General features: G+C 58.4%; 19 protein-coding genes. 5 read left to right on the forward strand and 14 right to left on the reverse strand.

From position 1 onward, the window contains the following. Positions 1-188 precede the first annotated feature (188 nt). From rfbA to mtnA, 14 genes are all read right to left on the reverse strand, one after another. Positions 189-1,079: a glucose-1-phosphate thymidylyltransferase RfbA gene (rfbA, locus tag AB7M29_RS26475; RefSeq protein WP_454248368.1), complete on the reverse strand. Its 891-nt coding sequence runs from the start codon at positions 1,077-1,079 to the stop codon at positions 189-191. Next, a complete protein-coding gene (gene rfbD, locus AB7M29_RS26480) occupies positions 1,076-1,969 on the reverse strand; it encodes a dTDP-4-dehydrorhamnose reductase (protein WP_454248369.1) in 894 nt (297 codons plus the stop codon). The genes rfbA and rfbD overlap by 4 nt, the downstream gene beginning before the upstream one ends. Next, positions 1,966-3,042, reverse strand: coding sequence for a dTDP-glucose 4,6-dehydratase (gene rfbB / locus AB7M29_RS26485; RefSeq protein WP_454248370.1), 1,077 nt, complete (start codon positions 3,040-3,042; stop codon positions 1,966-1,968). The genes rfbD and rfbB overlap by 4 nt, the downstream gene beginning before the upstream one ends. Before the next feature lie 225 nt (positions 3,043-3,267). After that, positions 3,268-3,507, reverse strand: a complete 240-nt coding sequence (locus AB7M29_RS26490; protein WP_454248371.1) for a LapA family protein — start codon at positions 3,505-3,507, stop codon at positions 3,268-3,270. Positions 3,508-3,531: 24 nt separating this feature from the next. Further along, complete coding sequence (gene ihfB / locus AB7M29_RS26495) at positions 3,532-3,828, reverse strand: integration host factor subunit beta (protein WP_007899751.1); 297 nt, start codon at positions 3,826-3,828, stop codon at positions 3,532-3,534. 150 nt (positions 3,829-3,978) lie between these two features. Beyond that, positions 3,979-4,257 carry a hypothetical protein gene (locus tag AB7M29_RS26500; protein ID WP_007899746.1) on the reverse strand — a complete coding sequence of 93 codons (279 nt, stop codon included), beginning with the start codon at positions 4,255-4,257 and terminating at the stop codon, positions 3,979-3,981. Positions 4,258-4,474: 217 nt separating this feature from the next. Beyond that, the gene (rpsA, locus tag AB7M29_RS26505; protein WP_008005961.1) at positions 4,475-6,166 is read right to left on the reverse strand and encodes a 30S ribosomal protein S1; all 1,692 of its coding nucleotides are present in this window, start codon (positions 6,164-6,166) and stop codon (positions 4,475-4,477) included. 120 nt (positions 6,167-6,286) lie between these two features. After that, complete coding sequence (cmk, locus tag AB7M29_RS26510) at positions 6,287-6,976, reverse strand: (d)CMP kinase (protein WP_123723142.1); 690 nt, start codon at positions 6,974-6,976, stop codon at positions 6,287-6,289. Next, positions 6,973-9,180, reverse strand: a complete 2,208-nt coding sequence (locus AB7M29_RS26515) for a bifunctional prephenate dehydrogenase/3-phosphoshikimate 1-carboxyvinyltransferase (RefSeq protein ID WP_454248761.1) — start codon at positions 9,178-9,180, stop codon at positions 6,973-6,975. Before AB7M29_RS26515 ends, cmk begins: the two co-directional genes overlap by 4 nt. Positions 9,181-9,208: 28 nt before the next feature. Continuing rightward, positions 9,209-10,321, reverse strand: a complete 1,113-nt coding sequence (gene hisC / locus AB7M29_RS26520) for a histidinol-phosphate transaminase (protein WP_454248372.1) — start codon at positions 10,319-10,321, stop codon at positions 9,209-9,211. A gap of 12 nt (positions 10,322-10,333) precedes the next feature. Beyond that, entirely contained in the window at positions 10,334-11,428 is a 1,095-nt protein-coding gene (gene pheA / locus AB7M29_RS26525; RefSeq protein ID WP_007899727.1) for a prephenate dehydratase, read from the reverse strand. Then, on the reverse strand, positions 11,428-12,513 hold the full coding sequence (gene serC, locus AB7M29_RS26530; protein WP_052964120.1) for a 3-phosphoserine/phosphohydroxythreonine transaminase: 1,086 nt from the start codon (positions 12,511-12,513) through the stop codon (positions 11,428-11,430). Before serC ends, pheA begins: the two co-directional genes overlap by 1 nt. Positions 12,514-12,750: 237 nt before the next feature. Beyond that, the gene (gene gyrA / locus AB7M29_RS26535; protein ID WP_052964122.1) at positions 12,751-15,420 is read right to left on the reverse strand and encodes a DNA gyrase subunit A; all 2,670 of its coding nucleotides are present in this window, start codon (positions 15,418-15,420) and stop codon (positions 12,751-12,753) included. 446 nt (positions 15,421-15,866) lie between these two features. Continuing rightward, positions 15,867-16,943 carry an S-methyl-5-thioribose-1-phosphate isomerase gene (gene mtnA / locus AB7M29_RS26540; protein ID WP_454248373.1) on the reverse strand — a complete coding sequence of 359 codons (1,077 nt, stop codon included), beginning with the start codon at positions 16,941-16,943 and terminating at the stop codon, positions 15,867-15,869. A gap of 109 nt (positions 16,944-17,052) precedes the next feature. Between mtnA and AB7M29_RS26545 the strand changes: the two genes are divergently transcribed. The 5 genes from AB7M29_RS26545 (at position 17,053) to AB7M29_RS26565 (ending at position 21,988) form a co-directional block, all read left to right on the forward strand. Beyond that, a complete protein-coding gene (locus AB7M29_RS26545; RefSeq protein ID WP_454248374.1) occupies positions 17,053-18,396 on the forward strand; it encodes a TRZ/ATZ family hydrolase in 1,344 nt (447 codons plus the stop codon). A gap of 57 nt (positions 18,397-18,453) precedes the next feature. Next, the gene (ubiG, locus tag AB7M29_RS26550; protein ID WP_007899720.1) at positions 18,454-19,152 is read left to right on the forward strand and encodes a bifunctional 2-polyprenyl-6-hydroxyphenol methylase/3-demethylubiquinol 3-O-methyltransferase UbiG; all 699 of its coding nucleotides are present in this window, start codon (positions 18,454-18,456) and stop codon (positions 19,150-19,152) included. A gap of 4 nt (positions 19,153-19,156) precedes the next feature. Further along, positions 19,157-19,828: an N-acetylmuramic acid 6-phosphate phosphatase MupP gene (gene mupP / locus AB7M29_RS26555; protein ID WP_454248375.1), complete on the forward strand. Its 672-nt coding sequence runs from the start codon at positions 19,157-19,159 to the stop codon at positions 19,826-19,828. 117 nt (positions 19,829-19,945) lie between these two features. Further along, complete coding sequence (locus AB7M29_RS26560) at positions 19,946-20,686, forward strand: YciK family oxidoreductase (RefSeq protein ID WP_007899713.1); 741 nt, start codon at positions 19,946-19,948, stop codon at positions 20,684-20,686. Between the two features lie 375 nt (positions 20,687-21,061). Next, entirely contained in the window at positions 21,062-21,988 is a 927-nt protein-coding gene (locus AB7M29_RS26565) for a GGDEF domain-containing protein (RefSeq protein WP_052964127.1), read from the forward strand. Positions 21,989-22,076 lie beyond the last annotated feature (88 nt).

Raw genomic sequence — 22,076 nt, forward strand, 5'->3', positions numbered from 1 at the left:
CAAAACGGGTCAATCGAGATTGAGAGGCGATGATGAACGGGATCAGATAATTCTGCCGGCCATTCTACAGGTAATACCGGGATTTAATAACTCATGCGGGAGACCGACGACAAAAATCCTTTGAAATCAAACGAGTGTTTCAAGTGCAAGCCATCAAAATAACATCAACCACCAACATCGATCAGAACTCAGCGACCAGATATTTCCAGGAGTTTCCCCAAGTAATGCCCATAGCCAGTCTTCCCAAGGCGCTGTGCCTGAGCCGACAGCTCAGCTGCAGAAATCCACCCACTGCTGTAAGCGATCTCCTCCAGGCAGGCAACTTTCAAACCCTGACGTTTTTCGATGGTATGCACGAAGTGGCTCGCCTCCAGCAATGAATCATGAGTACCGGTATCCAGCCAAGCGAAGCCGCGACCAAGCATTTCGACGTTGAGGGTTTTCTGCTCGAGGTACACACGGTTAACGTCGGTAATTTCCAGCTCGCCGCGCGCGGATGGCTTGATGCTTTTGGCGATCTCGACGACCTGGTTGTCGTAGAAGTACAGACCGGTCACCACGTAGTTGGATTTAGGCTTCAGTGGCTTTTCTTCGATGCTCAAGGCACGGCCGTTAGCGTCGAACTCGACTACACCAAAACGCTCTGGGTCCGACACGTGATAGCCGAATATGGTCGCGCCGTGTTCTTGAGCACTGGCGGAACGCAGGTTGTCCGAGAAGTGCTGACCGTAGAAGATATTGTCGCCCAGGATCAGGCAGCAAGGATCCTTGCCAATGAATTCTTCGCCAATGATGAAGGCTTGTGCCAGACCGTCCGGGTTAGGCTGCTCGGCGTAGGTCAACTTGATGCCGTACAGGCTGCCGTCACCCAGCAATTTTTGAAAACTTGGCAGGTCTTCAGGAGTGGAGATAATCAGGATTTCGCGCATACCGGCGAGCATCAGCACCGACAGCGGATAGAAGATCATCGGCTTGTCGTAGATCGGCAGCATCTGCTTGGACACCCCGAGGGTCAACGGGTGCAGACGAGTGCCCGAGCCGCCAGCGAGGATGATGCCTTTACGATTTGTCGTGGTCATTTATTCAGGACTTCCATAAGCATTCGGGTGACACCACTTTGCCAATCCGGCAAATGTAGAGAAAAGTTGTCGCGCAGCTTCTGAGTGCTCAACCGGGAATTCAGAGGACGACGTGCCGGCGTTGGGTAGGCGGTTGTGGCTATCGGATTGATCGCCGTGACGGCGAGCTCTTCGCCATTGGCCTTGGCAAAACCGATCACATGGCTGGCATAGCCGTGCCAGGATACTTCGCCGGCGGCGGCCAGGTGATACAGGCCTGCCAGTTCAGGACGCTGCAAGACTTGTTGAATGGCCAGCGCCGTCACGTCGGCAATCAAATCTGCGCCAGTCGGGGCGCCGATCTGGTCGGCGATGACACTCAGCGTGTCGCGGTCCTTGGCCAGGCGCAGCATGGTCTTGGCAAAGTTGTTGCCGCGTGCGCCATAGACCCAGCTGGTGCGGAAGATCAGGTGCTTGCAGCCCGAGGCAGTAATTGCCTGCTCGCCGGCCAGTTTGCTGGCGCCGTAGTGATTCACCGGGGCGACGGCATCTGTCTCTTGCCATGGCGCCAAACCTTCACCGCTGAACACGTAATCGGTCGAGTAGTGAATCAGCCAGGCACCCAGGGATGCAGCTTCTTCAGCCATGACCTGGCTGGCTTGACCGTTCACACGATCGGCCAGCTCGGTCTCGGTCTCAGCTTTATCGACGGCGGTGTACGCCGCTGCGTTGACGATGACGTCGGGCTTGACCTGACGAATCGTCGCACGCAATGCATTGAGGTCGGACAAGTCTCCGCTCAAACCATCGATCGAGTGACGATCCAGCGCAATCAACTCGCCAAGCGGCGCGAGTGAGCGTTGCAGCCCCCAACCCACCTGGCCGTTTTTTCCCAACAGGAGGATTTTCATGCTTTGTCCGAACGACCCGTGTAGTTCTGGTCGATCCATTGCTGGTAGCTGCCGCTCTTCACGTGAGCCACCCACTCAGCATTGTTGAGGTACCACTCGACGGTCTTGCGGATACCGGTTTCAAAAGTTTCTTCCGGCGTCCAACCCAGCTCGCGCTGAATTTTGCTGGCATCGATCGCATAGCGCTGGTCATGGCCCGGGCGATCCTGAACGTAGGTGATCAGACTGGCGTGGGGACGATGAGCGGAGTCTGGACGCAGCTCATCGAGCAGTGCACACAGGGTATGCACTACTTCGATGTTTTGCTTCTCGTTATGGCCACCGATGTTGTAGGTCTCGCCGATCACGCCTTCGGTCACGACTTTGTAAAGTGCGCGGGCGTGGTCTTCGACGTAGAGCCAGTCACGCACCTGATTACCTTTGCCATAGACCGGCAGCGGCTTACCTTCCAGTGCATTGAGGATGATCAGCGGGATCAACTTCTCAGGGAAGTGGCAAGGACCGTAGTTGTTCGAGCAGTTGGTCACCAGAGTCGGCAGACCGTAGGTACGGCTCCAGGCGCGAACCAGGTGATCGGAACTGGCCTTGCTGGCCGAGTACGGCGAGCTTGGTTGATACGGCGTGGTTTCGGTGAAGAGGTCTTCCGGACCTTCGAGGTCTCCGTAGACTTCGTCGGTGGATATATGGTGGAAGCGGAAGTTGGCTTTACGCGCATCATCCAGTGCAGCCCAATAATGACGTGCAGCTTCCAGCAACGTGTACGTGCCGATGATGTTGGTCTGGATGAATTCAGACGGGCCGGAGATCGAGCGATCTACGTGGGACTCTGCGGCCAGGTGCATGATGGCATCCGGTTGGTGCTCACGCAGGACACGGTCCACTTGATCACGGTCGCAGATGTCGACGCGTTCGAACACGTAACGCGAGTTCTGGCTGACTTCGGCCAGCGACTCAAGATTACCGGCATAAGTCAGTTTATCGACGTTAACGACAGAGTCGTTAGTGTTGGAGATGATATGACGAATGACTGCCGAGCCGATAAACCCGGCGCCGCCGGTTACTAGAATTTTCACGCGAAACCATACCCTTGAGTTGCTGACAGGGCCGTCAACCGAGCGCTGTCTAATCCATGAATGTAAAGCCATCAAGTCAGCCGTGGCTTCTGACAGAGTCAGTCTGAACCGATTCGGGAACGCCCTATCGACCAAGCACAGAATTTTACAGCTTAATGAAGGTTTTACTAATGGATATGGACAAGCCGGGATGCAAGTTCAACGCGTACCACAGGTTTGTCGCGATCAGACAAGGCGCTTGCGTGAGGCTCTGGATGTACGCCCCAGAAACCAGCCAAGAATCGGCCCGATCACCATGCCGATCAGCAGCGCAATCACCATGACCAGCGATACTGGCAACTGCGGGCCCGCCCAGCCCAGGAACAGCAGTGACACGCCTTGCTGGTTCTCAAGTACGAACGCCAGGATCGCGAGAACGAGCAACAGGACAAATAGAGCGAGAAGTACGCGCTTGAGGTTACGCATCAGCGGTTCCTTGAAGTGCAACTGTCAAAGCCCCTCCTCCTCTTCCTCGTTCACGCGATCGCGCAGTTCTTTGCCTGGCTTGAAATGCGGAACGAACTTGCCATCGAGGCTGACGGACTGACCGGTTTTCGGATTGCGGCCTACGCGCGGCGCGCGATAGTGCAGGGAGAAGCTGCCAAACCCACGGATCTCGATTCGATCACCGGTGGCCAGACATTGGGACATTTGCTCAAGCATGGTCTTGATGGCCAGCTCCACATCCTTGGATGAGAGCAGCCCTTGATGGGTGACAATTCGTTCGATCAACTCCGACTTCGTCATATTTTTCCCTTCTTTTTCAAGCAGCTAGGAAAAGCGCTTCAAAGGTTTTAGCATGCCCGGAGAAATTTGAACAGCCCGAGTTTTGACATATCTTCCCCTGCAATGAGGTGCCCGATTTCAGAACATCCGAACACTGCTCAAACCCTGCATTCATCTACAGATCACCAGCATGGTGCGTGTCAGATAACCCGCGGGGTTGAAGCCAAAAGGGAACTCATCTTCTTCCTTCGCGTCATCGGACCTTACGACAACTTTATAACCTGCGCCCTTGCACTCCTTGGCGGCTCTCTTGTGACACTTTTCCCATCCGGAACCCAACCCTGAACAATCGATCTCTATGCCACTGACTCCGCGCACAGCATGAGTCTTGGCGCTAGTGGTACAACCTGCCAATGTCAGTACTGCTATCACGACAATGAGCTTGTTCATTCACTTCCTTATGCCGGGTGTATTACCCAGCGGTCGTTCACTTCAGACTAAGCCTAGCCTTGAATAGACGATTGACCTGCATGAAGTTACAGACAGCTTATGTAGATCATTGGTTTCACGAAAGAAATAAGGCGGTGCCAGCACGCTTGGGATTTACCAAATCGCAGACACAAAAAAGGGCGACCGAAGTCGCCCTTTTTTTATGGTCTGACAGAACTTAGTTCTGCTTTTCCATTTGTGCACGCAACAGGTCGCCCAGAGTGGTAGGACCAGCAGCGATGCTATCCGAAGGCTTGTCTTTCAAGCTTTGGATGGCTTCTTTCTCGTCTTCAACGTCTTTCGACTTGATCGAGAGCTGGATTACGCGGCTCTTGCGGTCAACGCTGATGATCTTGGCTTCTACTTCTTCGCCTTCTTTCAGAACGTTGCGCGCGTCTTCAACGCGGTCACGGCTGATTTCGGAGGCTTTCAGAGTCGCTTCGATATCGTCGGCCAGAGTGATGATGGCGCCTTTAGCGTCAACTTCTTTCACGATGCCTTTAACGATGGCGCCTTTGTCGTTCTCTTGAACGTACTCGGAGAACGGATCGCTTTCCAGTTGCTTGATACCCAGGGAGATGCGCTCGCGCTCTGGGTCAACCGACAGGATAACGGTGTCCAGCTCGTCGCCCTTCTTGAAGCGGCGAACGGCTTCTTCGCCCACTTCGTTCCAGGAGATGTCGGACAGGTGAACCAGACCGTCGATGCCGCCGTCCAGACCAATGAAGATACCGAAATCGGTGATCGACTTGATGGTGCCGGAGATTTTATCACCCTTGTTGAACTGGCCAGAGAAATCTTCCCATGGGTTAGATTTGCACTGCTTGATGCCGAGGGAGATACGACGACGCTCTTCGTCGATGTCCAGAACCATAACTTCCACTTCGTCGCCGACTTGTACGACTTTCGAAGGGTGGATGTTCTTGTTGGTCCAGTCCATTTCGGAAACGTGTACCAGGCCTTCAACGCCTTCTTCCAGCTCAGCGAAGCAGCCGTAGTCGGTCAGGTTGGTTACACGAGCGGTAACGCGAGTGCTTTCTGGGTAACGGGCTTTGATAGCAACCCATGGATCTTCGCCCAGTTGCTTGAGGCCCAGGGAAACACGATTGCGTTCGCGATCGTACTTCAGAACCTTGACATCGATCTCGTCGCCAACGTTGACGATTTCGGAAGGATGCTTGATACGCTTCCAAGCCATGTCGGTAATGTGCAGCAGGCCATCGACGCCACCCAGATCGACGAATGCGCCGTAATCGGTGAGGTTCTTGACGATACCTTTGACTTGTTGGCCTTCCTGCAGGGATTCCAGCAGAGCTTCACGCTCGGCGGAGTTCTCGGCTTCGAGGACGCTGCGACGGGAAACGACAACGTTGTTGCGTTTCTGGTCGAGTTTGATGACCTTGAATTCCAGCTCTTTGCCTTCCAGGTGCGTGGTGTCGCGCACTGGACGGACGTCAACCAGAGAACCTGGCAGGAACGCACGGATGCCGTTAACGTCGACAGTGAAGCCGCCTTTAACCTTACCGTTGATAACGCCCTTGACCACTTCTTCGGCTGCGAAGGCTGCTTCCAGAACAATCCAGCATTCAGCGCGCTTGGCTTTTTCACGGGACAGCTTGGTTTCACCAAAGCCGTCTTCAACCGAGTCCAGAGCAACGTGAACTTCGTCACCGACGTTGATAGTCAGTTCGCCAGCATCGTTGTAGAACTGCTCAAGCGGGATGAGTGCTTCAGACTTCAGGCCAGCGTGAACGGTTACCCAGCGAGCTTGGTAATCGATATCAACGATAACACCGGTGATGATGGAGCCTGCCTGAAGGTTCAGGGTTTTTAGGCTTTCTTCAAAGAGTTCCGCAAAGCTTTCGCTCATTTTAATTCCTGTTGAATAAGGGCGAAGGATACGCCCATCTCCACATCCCAGACGATGTGGGTTACGTTCATTTAAAGAAACGGCACAGGACTATGACTGGTCCCCTGGGTCGTTTCTTGGTCACCCGGCGATATCGCGAATGGCGATTTCACTCATGATGCGTTCCAGCACCTGATCGATGGATAATTCCGTGGAATCCAGCTGGATGGCGTCAGCCGCCGGTTTGAGCGGGGCTACCGCTCGCTGGGTGTCGCGCTCATCGCGCGCACGTATCTCATCTAGCAGACTCGACAGACTAACACCATCGACTTTGCCCTTCAACTGCAAGTATCGACGGCGCGCACGCTCCTCGGCACTGGCGGTGAGGAAAATCTTCAACGGTGCGTCGGGAAATACCACCGTGCCCATGTCGCGACCATCAGCCACCAGACCCGGTGATTCCTGAAAGGCCCGCTGGCGCTGAAGCAGCGCCTCACGAACGGCGGGCAACGCAGCGACCTGCGAGGCGCCCGAGCCGATACTTTCGGTGCGAATGATATCGCTGACTTCGTCGCCTTCCAGAATAATGCGCTGCAGCTGACCGTCGGTCGCTGCGATGAATTGCACATCCAGATGAGCGGCAAGTTTTTTGAGCAGCTCTTCATTCGTCAGATCGACGCCATGGTTATACGCCGCGAACGCCAGCAATCGATACAGCGCACCGGAATCCAGCAAGTTCCAGCCCAGGCGCTTGGCCAGCATCCCTGCGACTGTGCCCTTGCCAGAGCCGCTTGGCCCATCAATGGTGATGACCGGTGCGATGATTTTCACGACTGAGCCTCTTGTGCAACGCGGATACCGACCTGCGCACACAGCGCGAGGAAGTTCGGGAACGAGGTCGCAACGTTGGCGCAATCATGGATGCGGATCGGTGCGCTAGCGCGCAAAGAAGCCACGCTGAAAGCCATGGCAATCCGGTGATCGCCGTGACCATGCACTTCGCCGCCGCCGATCTGGCCGCCGTCGATGATGATGCCGTCCGGGGTTGGCTCGCACTTGACGCCCAACGCCAACAGACCATCCGCCATCACCTGGATCCGGTCCGACTCCTTCACGCGCAGCTCTTCGGCGCCACGCAGCACGGTGCGCCCTTCGGCACATGCAGCGGCCACGAACAGCACCGGGAACTCGTCGATCGCCAGTGGAACCAGCGCCTCGGGGATCTCGATACCTTTGAGTTTAGCTGCCCGTACGCGCAGATCCGCTACCGGTTCGCCGCCCACTTCACGCTGGTTTTCCAGGGTGATGTCAGCGCCCATCAGGCGCAGGATGTCGATCACGCCGGTACGGGTCGGGTTGATGCCGACGTGCTCAAGCACCAGCTCCGAACCTTCGGCAATCGACGCCGCCACCAGGAAGAACGCCGACGACGAGATATCGCCCGGCACTTCAATGTGGGTCGCGGTCAACTTGTGGCCGGACTCGACCGAGGCAGTCGCGCCGTTGACGGTCACCGGGTAGCCGAAGCCGCGCAGCATGCGCTCGGTGTGGTCGCGAGTCGGTGCCGGCTCGGTGACGGTGGTCTTGCCTTCGGCATACAGACCCGCCAGCAACAGGCAGGATTTAACCTGCGCACTGGCCATTGGCATGGTGTAAGTCAGGCCCTTAAGCTTGTTGCCGCCACGAATGGTCATCGGTGGACGACCTTCAGCAGCGGTCTCGATCACGGCGCCCATTTCGCGCAGCGGATTGGCCACGCGATTCATCGGACGCTTGGACAGAGAAGCGTCGCCGGTCAGGGTGCTGTCGAAGCTCTGCGCAGCCAAAAGGCCAGACAGCAGACGCATCGAGGTGCCGGAGTTGCCCAGATAGATCGGGCCCGGCGCAGGCTTCAGGCCATGCAGGCCGACGCCGTGAATGGTCACACGACCGTGGTGCGGACCTTCGATGACGACACCCATGTCGCGGAAAGCTTGCAAGGTCGCCAGAGCGTCTTCGCCCTCGAGGAAACCTTCCACTTCGGTGACGCCTTCAGCCAGGGAACCGAGCATGATCGAACGGTGGGAAATCGATTTGTCGCCCGGTACACGAATCCGCCCAGTCAGGCGGCCACCAGGTTGTGCCAGGAAAATCAGATCGTTGGAATTCATAGCGTCCACATAGGCCCGGCGGGCCAGGATTTTACTGAAATGCTCGCGGGCAACCCGGGCGCGCGTGAACACGCCCAACAATTGGTGCCCATCCCCTGCATCGACCGCGTCGCGCAAGGCGTCGAGGTCGCTGCGAAATGTATCGAGTGTGCGCAGGACAGCTTCGCGGTTGGCGAGGAAGATGTCGTGCCACATGACCGGGTCGCTACCGGCGATTCTTGTGAAATCGCGGAAACCGCCCGCAGCGTAACGGAAGATCTCAAGATTTTCATTGCGTTTGGCCAACGAATCGACCAAACCGAACGCCAGCAAGTGCGGCAGATGGCTGGTCGCCGCCAACACTTCGTCGTGACGTTCGACCTGCATATGCTCGACATCGGCACCCAATTCGCGCCACAAACGGTCGACCACCGCCAACGCGGCCGGGTCGGTCTGATCCAGCGGCGTCAGAATCACTTTATGGCGACGGAACAGTTCGGCATTGGAGGCTTCCACCCCGCTCTGCTCGGAACCGGCAATCGGATGCCCCGGCACGAAACGCGTTGGCATGCCGCCAAACGCCTCGGTCGCCGCGCGCACCACATTACCCTTGGCGCTACCGACGTCGGTCAGAATCGCTTGCCCCAGATTCATGCCCGCCAACAGCGCGAGCAATTTCTCCATGGCCAGGATCGGCACCGCCAGCTGAATCACGTCAGCGCCCTGGCAAGCCTTAGCCAGGTCTTCTTCGCAGCGATCCACCACGCCCAACTCGACCGCCAGCTTGCGCGACTGTGGGTCGAGATCGACACCGACCACTTCGCGGCACAGACCGCTTTCACGCAAGCCTTTGGCAAACGAACCGCCGATCAACCCCAGGCCGACCACCACCAGGCGACCGATCATAGGTTGAGCAGATTGCAGTGCAGTGACATCAACCACGAGCCATAACCTTGGCCAGCGCCTCGAGGAAGCGGCTGTTTTCAGCCGGCAAACCGATGGTGATACGCAGGTGGTTCGGCATGCCGTAGTTGGCCACCGGACGCACGATCACGCCTTCGCGCAGCAACCCCTCGAACACTGGAGCCGCAACGCGCCCCAGATCGACACAGATGAAGTTGCCTTTGGATGGAATCCAGCTCAGACCCAGCTCGCGGAAACCCGCTTGCAGCTGCTGCATGCCGGACTCGTTCAGGCGACGGCTTTCGGCCAGGTACTCGACGTCTTGCAACGCGGCACAAGCGGCAGCCAGCGCGAGACTGTTGACGTTGAATGGCTGACGCACGCGATTCAGCACATCGGCGACGATGGCCGAGGACAAGCCGTAACCGACCCGCAGCGACGCCAGACCATAGGCCTTGGAGAAGGTGCGCGAGACCAGCAGATTCGGATAGGCCGCCAGATAGTCCAGGCCATCGGGCAAGTCGCTGCCTTCGGCGTATTCGATGTAGGCCTCGTCCAGCACCACCAGCACATGAGCCGGTACGTCCTGCAGGAAATCATCCAGCGCTTGGGCGTCGAACCAGGTCCCGGTCGGGTTGTTCGGGTTGGCGATGAACACCACGCGAGTATCGGCATCGATCGCGGCCAGCATGGCCGACAGATCATGACCCCAGTCTTTGGCCGGGATCACTTTTGCCTGGGCACCGACGGCCTGGGTCACGATCGGATAGACCGCAAACGCATGCGCGCTGAACACCGCGTTCAGGCCCGGCGCCAGATAGGCGCGCGCCACCAGCTCCAGAATGTCGTTGGAGCCGTTGCCTAGCGTCACCTGGTTCAGCTCGACGCGGCACTGATCGGCCAGCAGGGTCTTGAGCGCAAAACCGTTGCCGTCCGGATAGCGGGTCAGCTCGGTCAGCGCTTCGCGAATCGCTGCCAGCGCCTTGGGACTGGCGCCCAACGGGTTTTCGTTGCTCGCCAGTTTGACGATATTGGCCGGATCGAGGTTCAGCTCACGAGCCAGTTCGTCCACGGGTTTGCCCGGAACGTAAGGCGAAAGTTGTTGCACGCCCGGCTGTGCCAGAGCGAGGAAGTTGCCACTCATTTGCTACCGCCCTTAGAGAACTGCTTTCGGGTAGGAACCCAGCACTTTGAGTGCTACTGCTTCCTGACTGATCTTTTCCAGCACACCTTTGACCAACGGGTCGCGGTGGTGGCCGACGAAGTCGATGAAGAACACGTAGGTCCATTTACCGCTACGCGACGGACGGGTCTCGATGCGCGTCAGGTCGATGCCGTTGTCGTGGAACGGCACCAGCAGCTCGTGGAGCGCGCCGGGTTTGTTGCTCATGGAGACGATGATCGAGGTCTTGTCGTCGCCGGTCGGTGGTACTTCCTGGCTGCCGATCATCAGGAATCGTGTGGAGTTGTCCGGACGATCCTCGATTTTTTCGGCCAGACGAGTCAACCCATACAGACCAGCGGCCATGTCGCCGGCAATCGCCGCCGAGTTCCACTCCCCCTTGACCCGCTTGGCCGCTTCGGCGTTGCTCGAAACCGCCACGCGCTCGACATTCGGGTAATGGGCGTCCAGCCACTTGCGGCACTGGGCCAGGGACTGGGCGTGGGAATAGATACGGCTGATGCTGTCGGTCTTGGTGTTTTCACCGACCAACAGGTGGTGGTGAATACGCAGCTCGACTTCGCCACAGATCACCATGTCGTGTTCGAGGAAGCTGTCGAGGGTGTGGTTGACCGCGCCCTCGGTGGAGTTTTCCACCGGGACCACGCCAAAGTTCACCGCACCGGCCGCGACTTCACGGAACACTTCGTCGATCGCTGCCATCGGCTTGCTGATCACTGCATGGCCGAAGTGCTTCATGGCTGCAGCCTGAGTGAAGGTCCCTTCAGGGCCGAGGTAAGCCACCTTCAGCGGCTGCTCGAGGGCCAGGCACGAGGACATGATTTCGCGGAACAGCCGCGCCATCTCTTCGTTGCCCAGCGGCCCCTGGTTACGCTCCATCACACGCTTGAGCACCTGAGCTTCACGCTCAGGACGATAGAACACCGGCACTTCGCCTTCGGCCAGCGAGGCCATCTTTACTCGCGCAACTTCCTGGGCGCAACGTGCGCGCTCACTAATCAGCTCCAGGACTTTTTCGTCCAGAGCATCAATGCGCAGGCGCAGTGCCTTGAGTTCTTGCTCAGACATTAGCCGTGTTCCTTCTCGAACTCTGCCATGTACGAAACCAGTGCGTTGACCGCAACGATATCGACGGCGTTATAGATGGAGGCACGCATGCCGCCCACGGAACGGTGGCCCTTGAGGTTCAGCAGGCCGCGTTCGTCGGCGCCAGCCAGGAACGGCTTATCGAGACGATCGTCGGCCAGACGGAACGGCACGTTCATCCACGAGCGGTCCGACTTGTTGATCGGGTTGCTGTACAAGCCGCTGGCGTCGATGAAGTCATACAGTGTGCGCTGTTTCACTTCATTGAGCTTGCCGATGGCTTCGATACCACCCTGCTCTTTCAGCCACTCAAACACCAGACCGGACAAGTACCAAGCCAGGGTTGGCGGGGTGTTGTACATCGAGCCGTTATCGGCCGCGACCTTGTAGTTGAGCATGGTCGGGCAAATGGAACGGGCGCGACCCAGCAGGTCTTCGCGAACGATGTTCACGACCAGGCCGCTCGGGCCGATGTTTTTCTGGGCGCCAGCGTAGATCATGCCGAAGCGCGAAACATCCACCGGACGCGAGAGAATGTCCGAGGACATGTCGGCAACCAGCGGTACATCACCGGTTTCCGGGATCCATTGGAATTCCAGGCCACCAATAGTTTCGTTCGGTGCGTAGTGAACGTAGGCCGCATCGGCAGACAGGCTCCATTCGTTCTGACCGGGGATAGCGAAATAGTCGTAAGGCTTGGCGGTGGCGGCAACGTTGACGTGGCCGTAGCGCGAGGCTTCTTCGATAGCTTTCTGCGACCAGATACCGGTGTCGATATAGTCGGCGGTGCCGCTTTCCGGCAACAGGTTCAGAGGAATCTGAGCAAATTGCTGGCTCGCGCCACCTTGCAAAAACAGCACTTTATAGTTCGAGGGGATATTCAGCAGATCACGCAGATCCTGCTCGGCCTTGGTGGCAATGGACACGAACTCATCGCTGCGATGGCTCATTTCCATGACCGACAAGCCCTTGCCGTGCCAATCAAGGAGTTCACCCTGGGCGCGCTTCAGGACAGCTTCGGGAAGCGCCGCAGGACCGGCACAGAAGTTATAGGCTCTCTTGCTCACATCCAATCTCGCTCTGATTTGGTGGTATCACGCAATAAATCACAACATCAATCGCCACGAAACTCATGTGGGAGCGGGCTTGCTCGCGAAAGCGGTGTATCAGGCGACATCAGTACCGAATGTCAGTCCGTCTTCGCGAGCAAGCCCGCTCCCACATTTGATCTTCGTGGGTGTCGAAATATTCTCAAGGGACAAACAACAAGGGGGCGAATCTTCATCCGCCCCCTGCTTGCCCGCTTACTCTTGCGGCTCTTCGTCAGCGGCGGCGTCGAGTTGCTGGTCTTCGGCAACATCGTCGATCACGACCTCACCGTCGAACACTGCACCCTCTTCACCTTCGAGCCCTTCGCCTTCCAGCTCTTCGCCTTCGACTTCCGACGGCTCTTGAACCCGTTCCAGGCCCACCAGCGTTTCATCGCTGGCCAGCTTGATCAGGGTCACGCCCTGGGTGTTACGACCCAGGCTGGAGACTTCGTCGACACGGGTACGAACCAAAGTACCCTGGTCGGAAATCAGCATGATTTCCTCGCCGTCGAGCACCTGGACTGCGCCGACCAGACGGCCGTTACGCTCGTTGCTGACCATGGCGATAACGCCCTGACCGCCACGCTTGTATTCAGGGAACTCGGTGATCGCGGTGCGCTTGCCGAAACCACGCGCCGAAGCGGTGAGGATCTGGCTGCCTTCTTCCGGGATCAGCATGGAGATCAGCTTCTGGCCTTCCGGCAGACGCATACCGCGGACACCGCGAGCGGTACGGCCCATGGCGCGGACGTCGGTTTCCTTGAAACGAGTGACCTTGCCGCCGTCGGAGAACAGCATGACTTCGCGTTCGCCATCGGTAATGGCGGCAGAGATCAATACGTCACCTTCGTCCAGCTCCAGCGCGATCAGACCGACGCTGCGTTGACGGCTGAAGGATTCCAGCGGGGTCTTCTTCACGGTGCCTTTAGCAGTGGCCATGAAGATGAAGTGACCTTCGGTGTATTCCTCGACCGGCAGCATGGTGGTGATGTATTCATCACTGTCCAGCGGCAGCAGGTTGACCAGCGGACGACCACGGGCAGCGCGGGACGCTTCCGGAATTTCGTAGGTTTTCAGCCAGTACACTTTGCCTTTGCTGGAGAACAGCAGCAGCGTGGTGTGGCTGTTGGCGACCAGCAGGTGAGCGATGTAGTCCTCATCCTTGACGCCGGTAGCCGATTTGCCTTTACCGCCACGACGCTGAGCCTGGTACGCAGCCAATGGCTGGGTCTTGGCGTAGCCACCGTGGGAAATGGTCACGACGCGCTCTTCTTCCGGGATCATGTCACCCAGGGTCAGGTCGAGACGGGCATCGAGAATCTCGGTGCGACGCACGTCGCCGTATTCGGCGCGGATCACTTCCAGCTCTTCGCGGATCACTTCCATCAGGCGCGTGGCGCTGCTGAGGATGCGGATCAGCTCGCCGATCTGGTTGAGGATCTCTTGATACTCGGCCAGCAGCTTTTCGTGTTCCAGACCAGTCAGACGGTGCAGACGCAGTTCCAGAATGGCTTGCGCCTGCTCTGGCGACAGGAAGTACTTGCCTTCGCGCAGGCCGTATTGCGGGTCCAGGGTCTCTGGCCGGCAGGAATCGGCACCGGCACGCTCAACCATCGCAACTACAGCGGAAGATTCCCACGCAGTCTTGATCAGTGCTTCCTTGGCTTCCGATGGCGTTGGCGAGGCCTTGATCAGGGCGATGACCGGGTCGATGTTCGACAGGGCAACCGCTTGACCTTCCAGAATGTGGCCACGCTCGCGCGCTTTGCGCAGCTCGAACACGGTACGACGGGTCACCACTTCGCGACGGTGACGAACGAACGCTTCCAGCAGGTCCTTGAGGTTCAGGATCCGCGGACGGCCGTCGATCAGCGCGACGATGTTGATACCGAACACCGCTTGCAGCTGGGTCTGGGCGTAGAGGTTGTTGAGAATCACCTCAGGCACTTCACCGCGACGCAGCTCGATCACGACGCGCATACCGTCCTTGTCGGACTCGTCGCGCAGCTCGGTGATGCCTTCGAGCTTCTTCTCTTTTACCAGCTCGGCGATCTTCTCGATCAGACGCGCCTTGTTCAGCTGGTAAGGGAGTTCGGTGATAACGATCTGCTGACGACCACCGACCTTGTCGATGTCTTCAATGATCGAGCGAGCACGCATGTAAATGCGTCCGCGACCGGTGCGGTAGGCTTCGATGATGCCGGCGCGACCGTTGATGATCGCGGCGGTCGGGAAGTCCGGACCGGGGATGTATTGCATCAGCTCATCGACGGTCAGTTCCGGGTTGTCGATGAGTGCCAGGCAACCGTCGATGACTTCACCGAGGTTGTGCGGCGGGATGTTGGTCGCCATACCCACGGCGATACCGCTGGAGCCGTTGACCAGCAGGTTGGGAATACGGGTCGGCATGACCGCCGGGATCATTTCGGTGCCGTCGTAGTTCGGCACCCAGTCCACGGTTTCTTTGTGCAGGTCAGCCAGCAGCTCGTGCGCCAGCTTGGTCATGCGCACTTCGGTGTATCGCATGGCCGCGGCGTTGTCGCCGTCCACCGAACCGAAGTTGCCCTGACCGTCTACCAACAGGTAACGCAGCGAGAATGGCTGCGCCATCCGAACGATGGTGTCGTACACCGCGGTATCACCGTGAGGGTGATACTTACCGATCACGTCACCGACAACACGGGCAGATTTCTTGTACGGCTTGTTGAAGTCGTTGCCCAGCTCGCTCATCGCGAACAGCACACGCCGGTGCACGGGCTTCAAGCCATCGCGCGCATCCGGCAGTGCCCGCCCGACAATTACGCTCATCGCGTAGTCGAGGTAGGACTGCTTCAGCTCGTCTTCGATATTGACCGGGAGGATTTCTTTGGCCAGTTCGCCCATGAGAAGCCTGATTCCTTTTTCTGGTGAAACTTCGTCACATCCATATGGGACGAACGAAGCTCGCCGATGCAGACTGAGTGCCATGCACCGACTTACGACAAATCAACGAGTTATGCCATGGATCTGCGCAGTAAAGGCAGCCACATCAGGCTACCCTGGAAACCGCCGGATGTTATCACAAGAGCCGCCACGCACCTATCCCCCAGATGCGCATGGAGCATAGTTAGTTGACCGGTGACAGGCTTGAAAGGGACGAGAGGGGCTTAGAGCCGTGTTGAATGGAGAATCAGGGGCCTGATCAGCGATATTTGTTGACTGTCAGGGCCTCTTCGCGAGCAAGCCCGCTCCCACATTGGATCGGTGTCGCATACAAATTCTGCGACCGACTCGGCCCAATGTGGGAGCGGGCTTGCTCGCGAAGGCAATTTATCAGACGCCAAAGAGCCTTAATGCAACCGCTTGCGGCACATCAACTGCGCCATTTTCGCCGTATCAGGCCGCTCGACGATGCCTTTCTCGGTGACAATCGCGTCGATCAAATCCGCAGGCGTCACGTCGAACACCGGGTTGAATGCATCGACATCCGCCCCCACCCGCTTGCCGCCAACTTCCAGCAGCTCGCGGCCATCGCGCTCTTCGATGGGGATTTCGTCGCCGCTGGCCAGGTTCATATCGATGGTCGAACTCGGCGCCACCACCATGAAGCGCACGCCGTGGTGCATGGCGTTGACCGCCAGTTGGTAGGTACCGATCTTGTTCGCCACATCGCCATTGGCGGTGATTCGGTCAGCGCCGACGATAACCCAGGTCACACCCTTGGTTTTCATGATGTGCGCGGCGGCGGAATCGGCATTGAGCGTCACCGGAATGCCTTCATTGGCCAATTCCCATGCGGTTAATCTCGAACCTTGCAGCCATGGCCGGGTTTCGTCGGCGTAAACGCGCTCGACCATGCCCTCGATGAAAGCCCCGCGAATCACCCCCAGCGCCGTGCCGAAGCCGCCGGTGGCCAGTGCGCCGGTGTTGCAATGGGTGAGGATTGCCTGGGCGTTGCCCTGATGCTTGCGGATCAGATCAACACCCAGTTGAGCCATGGTCAGGTTGGCTTCGCGATCACTTTCATGGATGGCGATGGCTTCGGCCTCCAGCGCCGCCAGAGGGTCTGCGTCTTCCTTGAGGCGGTCCAGGCGGTCACGCATGCGACTCAAGGCCCAGAACAGATTAACCGCTGTTGGACGGGAATCGGCCAGTAACGCGTAATCCTCTTCCCACGCTGCCTGCCAGTCACCGCCCTCGGTAATTCGGGCGCGGGCTGACAGCACCATGGCATACGCCGCACTGATGCCAATGGCCGGCGCGCCGCGCACCACCATCGAGCGAATGGCTTCGGCCACACCCGTGGCGCTGGTGTAGGCGATCCAGGTTTCCTCGAACGGCAAAATACGCTGATCCAGCAGATACAGGGTGCCATCACGCCAATCGATGGCCTTCACCTTCTCCGCAGCCAACAGTCGATCGCGCATCCACTTACCCCGCACTCATGAACAAAAGCCGCCGATTATAGCGATCCCCCCGCGAAGACGCTCGGGTATACTTCGCCATCCTTTACAAAAGCACTGGAACCGACTTTCGATGCCGACCCCCACCGCTGCGCTCGACCTGTTATTGCTGCCGACCTGGCTGGTACCCGTCGAACCGGCTGGCGTGGTCCTTAAAGAGCATGCCCTGGGCATCCGCGACGGTCGTATCGTATTTATCGGCCCGCGTGCAGCAGCCTTGAAGTTTAACGCAACCGAAGTCCGCGAATTGCCGGACATGTTGCTCGCCCCTGGGCTGATCAATGCTCACGGGCATGCGGCAATGACGCTGTTCCGCGGCCTGGCCGACGATCTGCCGCTGATGACCTGGCTGGAAAACCACATCTGGCCGGCCGAAGCCAAGTGGGTCGACGAGGCTTTCGTACATGATGGCACTGACTTGGCCATTGCCGAGCAGATCAAAGGCGGCATCACCTGTTTCTCCGACATGTATTTCTTCCCGAAGGTCGCCAGCGAACGCGTACATAACAGCGGCATTCGCGCCCAGATCGCCATTCCGATCCTCGATTTCCCGATTCCAGGCGCCGCCACGGCGGATGAAGCCATTCGTCAGGGCGTCGAATTATTTGGCGATCTCAAGCATCACGAGCGGATCAAAATCACCTTTGGGCCCCATGCACCCTACACCGTGGGCGATGAAACCCTGGAAAAAATCCGGGTGATCGCCGAAGAGCTGGACGCCTCGATTCACATGCACGTCCATGAAACCGCTTTCGAAGTGCAGCAGTCGGTCGAGCAGTGCGGCGAGCGCCCGTTGGCCCGCCTTGGCCGCCTGGGCCTGCTCGGGCCGCGCCTCCAGGCCGTTCACATGACCCAGATCAGCGATGAAGACCTGGTGCTGCTGGTAGAAAGTAACACCAATGTGATTCATTGCCCGGAGTCGAACCTGAAGCTGGCCAGCGGTTTCTGTCCGGTTGAGCGCTTGTGGCAGGCCGGGGTCAACGTGGCGGTCGGCACCGATGGCTCGGCCAGCAATAATGACCTCGACCTGCTCGGTGAAACCCGCACCGCTGCGTTGTTGGCCAAGGCCGTCGCCGGTTCCGCCACGGCGCTGGACGCCCATCGCGCCCTGCGCATGGCCACGCTCAATGGCGCGCGGGCGCTGGGAATAGAAGCCGAGACGGGTTCACTGGAAGTCGGCAAAGCGGCGGACATCGTTGCGTTCGACCTGTCGGGCCTGGCACAGCAACCGGTCTACGACCCGGTTTCGCAGCTTATCTATGCCACTGGCCGCGATTGCGTTAAACACCTTTGGGTCGCTGGCAAGCAACTGCTCGACGATCGCCGCCTGACCCGCCTGACCCGCCTGGATGAGGCGCAACTGTGTGCCACTGCCAAGGCCTGGGGCAGGCGCATCAGCGGCCATACCGAATCGTAAGCACCCTGGACCAAAACCGGGGCAACAGGATTTTTCAAGTTTTAGAGGACTGACACCATGAGCAACGTCGACTACGCCGAAATCGCCAAATTCGAAGCCCTGGCCCATCGCTGGTGGGACCGCGAAAGCGAGTTCAAACCGCTGCACGACATCAACCCGCTGCGGGTCAACTGGATCGACGAGCGCGTCCATCTGGCCGGCAAGAAAGTCCTCGACGTCGGTTGCGGCGGCGGCATCCTCAGCGAAGCCATGGCTCAACGCGGCGCGACCGTGATGGGCATCGACATGGGCGAAGCGCCGCTGGCCGTCGCCCAACTGCATCAGCTGGAATCCGGCGTGAGCGTCGAGTACCGGCAGATCACCGCCGAAGCCCTGGCCGAAGAAATGCCAGAGCAGTTCGACGTGGTGACATGCCTGGAAATGCTTGAACACGTGCCAGATCCGTCGTCAGTGATCCGCGCCTGTTTCAAAATGGTCAAACCGGGCGGCCAGGTGTTCTTCTCCACCATCAACCGCAACCCGAAGGCCTATCTGTTCGCCATCGTCGGCGCCGAATACATCATGAAGCTGCTGCCGCGCGGCACCCACGACTTCAAGAAATTCATCCGCCCTTCGGAGCTTGGCGCCTGGAGCCGCATGGCCGGCCTGACCGTCAAGGACATCATCGGCCTGACCTACAATCCGCTGACCAAGCACTACAAGCTGGCCGCCGATGTCGACGTCAACTACATGATCCAGACCCTGCGCGAGGAGTAAGCCGATGCGTATCAGAGCAGTCCTTTTCGACATGGACGGCACCCTGCTCGACACCGCGCCGGATTTTATCGCCATCTGCCAGGCGATGCGCGCTGATCGTGGTTTGCCGCCCATCAACACCCAATACATTCGCGATGAAATTTCCGGCGGCGCCAAAGCGATGGTCGCCGCAAACTTTTCCATGGACCCGGAATCGCCGGGGTTCGAGGAACTGCGTCAGGAATTTCTCGACCGCTACCTCAAGGGTTGCGCGGTCCACAGTCATCTGTTCGACGGCATGGCCGAGGTGCTGGAAAAAATCGAAAAGGCCAACCTGATCTGGGGCGTTGTCACCAACAAACCGGTACGTTTCGCCGAGCCGATCATGCAGCAGCTGGGCCTGGCCGAACGTTCGAAGGTGCTGATTTGCCCCGATCATGTGAAGAACAGTAAACCGGATCCGGAGCCGTTGATCCTGGCGTGCAAGATGCTCGACCTGGACCCGGCCAGTGTGCTGTTTGTGGGCGATGACCTGCGAGACATCGAGTCCGGCCGTGATGCTGGCACCAAAACCTGCGCGGTGACCTACGGTTATATTCATCCGGACGATAACCCGAAGCACTGGGGCGCGGACGTGGTGATCGATCATCCCCTGGCGCTGGTCGAGGTGTTGGATAACGCTTTGTGCAGTTGCTGATTCAAATCAAAAAATCGCAGCCTGCGGCAGCTCCTACAGGAGACCGCGATCGGCGTAGGAGCTGCCGAAGGCTGCGATCTTTTTCGGCCCTGTTAACGGATTATGTTGAGGTTTTTTATGTTTGATTATTCCGCCCGCCCTGAATTGCTCAAGGACCGGGTCATCCTGGTCACCGGCGCTGGCCGTGGCATCGGTGCTGCAGCTGCAAAAACCTACGCCGCCCATGGCGCCACCGTGTTGTTGCTGGGCAAGACCGAAGCCAACCTGACTCAGGTCTACGACGAGATCGAAGCGGCCGGGCATCCACAACCGGCCGTGATTCCGTTCAACCTGGAAACCGCACTGCCTCATCAATACGATGAACTGGCAGCCATGATCGAGACCGAGTTCGGCCATCTCGACGGCTTGCTGCACAACGCCTCGATCATCGGGCCGCGCACACCGATCGAGCAGTTGTCCGGCGAGAACTTCATGCGCGTCATGCACGTCAACGTCAACGCCATGTTCATGCTCACCAGCACCCTGTTGCCACTGCTCAAGCTGTCTCAGGACGCCTCGGTGGTGTTCACCTCCAGCAGCGTCGGTCGCAAGGGTCGTGCGTACTGGGGCGCGTACGGCGTTTCCAAATTCGCCACCGAAGGCCTGATGCAAACCCTGGCCGACGAAGTGGATACAGTGGCACCCGTGCGCTCCAACAGCATCAACCCCGGCGCTACCCGCACCAGCATGCGCGCTCAGGCCTACCCCGGTGAAAACCCGCTGAACAACCCGACACCCGAGGAGATCATGCCGGTCTACCTTTACCTGATGGGTCCGGACAGTACCGGCATCAATGGCCAGGCGTTCAACGCTCAGTAACGCCCGTGCGTCGCTTTTCTGCCGCGACGGCTTCCCGCCGCGGCACTCGAACTCGGTGGTAACTACCCCCGCTTCAAGTCAAATAAATGTCATAACCCTCCGCAACTCCTCTCGCATGACCTTCCAGCATTTTGATTTTTAAAGCTTTTTATTCGACTGAACCGAATGGCACGACTTTCGCTCTAATTTTGTTCAGACACGCCGTGTGAAAGCAGACGAGGCGGAGCTTCAGCCGAGAGGTCACCTAATCTTCGGCAAAGCGGACTAAACTCGTGCCAAATGTCCTACGGGACTGATGGACCAGTATGACGCGCAGCCCAAAGCCGCTCTCACCCAGCCTGTAAGACAGCCTTACTGCTTAGGGGCTCACGCCATATGAAATCACCTTCCCAGACCAACGCAATTGACTTCGACAGTGCCAAATTGCAACGCCTGGGCTTTGGTCAGCAGCCTCCCCTCCTGGAGCGGCCCGTCAGTCTTGCGCAGTTGCGCCAAGCGCTGGGCCTGCAACTGCAAACCAGTCTTGAGCCGCAACGCATTCTCGGACTTTTCTTCCGTGAAATTCAGCGCATTGTGCCGCTGGATGCCTTGAATTACGAACATCAGCCCAGCGACTTGCGCCTGCAATTCGGTGCACGGGGTCATCATTCAATCAGCTACAGCCTCAGCCATGAAGGCGAGCAATTGGGTGAGCTGGTATTCCGTCGCAATCAGCGTTTCAGCGAAGAGGAACAGGGCAACCTGGAGTCACTGTTGTCGACCCTGCTCTTCCCCATGCGAAACGCCCTGCTCTACCGAGCGGCCACCCAAAGTGCATTGCGTGATCCGCTGACCGATACCGGCAACCGCATTGCTATGGATCAGACGCTGGAACGGGAAATCGAGATGTCGCGGCGACACTCGCAGCCCCTGTCGCTGTTGATGCTGGACATCGATCACTTCAAACACATCAACGATACCTACGGGCACAGCGCCGGCGACGAAGTGCTGAAGGCCGTCGCAGCCTCAATCAAAAACCAGCTGCGCAACGTCGACATGGTGTTCCGGTTTGGTGGCGAAGAATTCCTGATCCTGCTTTCCAACACCAGCCGGGAAGCTGCGGCCATGATCGGTGAACGACTGCGGTTTGCGGCGCAGGCTCAAGACTATGAGGCCGAGGGCAAGATGATCGAGCTGACGGTGAGCATCGGTTGCTCGACCCTGCTACCCGGCGAGTCTGCCGAGAGTTTGTTGCGACGGGCCGACAGTGCGCTGTATGTGGCCAAGCGTGAGGGGCGTAACCGCCTTGCGATGGCGGGCTGATATTTCAGCAACGCTGCATAACCCATGTGGGAGCGGGCTTGCTCGCGAAAGCGGTCTGACATTCAGCATCTCTGTTGAATGTTAAGCC

This window comes from Pseudomonas sp. F-14 TE3623 (assembly GCF_053629015.1).